This window comes from Shigella sp. FC1967, from assembly GCF_001743005.1.
Classification (GTDB): Bacteria; Pseudomonadota; Gammaproteobacteria; order Enterobacterales; family Enterobacteriaceae; genus Proteus.
Genome location: NZ_MIIZ01001237.1, coordinates 1 through 452 on the forward strand (window position 1 = coordinate 1; position 452 = coordinate 452).

Sequence of the window (452 nt, forward strand, 5' to 3'; positions counted from 1 at the left end):
ACTCGCAGAGACGATATCTTCTAAAATATTAGATGTATCAAGTCTTGAAGAGTGAACAACAAAAGTAAATTCATTTATGAATAGCTAAGTTTTCGATTTTCTTTGAGCATCAAACACTTTTAATTGAAGAGTTTGATCATGGCTCAGATTGAACGCTGGCGGCAGGCCTAACACATGCAAGTCGAGCGGTAACAGGAGAAAGCTTGCTTTCTTGCTGACGAGCGGCGGACGGGTGAGTAATATATGGGGATCTGCCCGATAGAGGGGGATAACTACTGGAAACGGTGGCTAATACCGCATGATGTCTACGGACCAAAGCAGGGGCTCTTCGGACCTTGCGCTATCGGATGAACCCATATGGGATTAGCTAGTAGGTGGGGTAATGGCTCACCTAGGCGACGATCTCTAGCTGGTCTGAGAGGATGATCAGCCACACTGGGACTGAGACACGG

The 452-nt window shown here is 46.9% G+C and carries 1 rRNA gene; it reads left to right on the top strand.

Annotation, left to right across the window (positions count from 1 at the left end):
* Positions 1 to 120: 120 nt before the first annotated feature.
* A 16S ribosomal RNA gene (locus BHE89_RS20630) occupies positions 121 to 452 on the top strand; the annotation flags it as partial.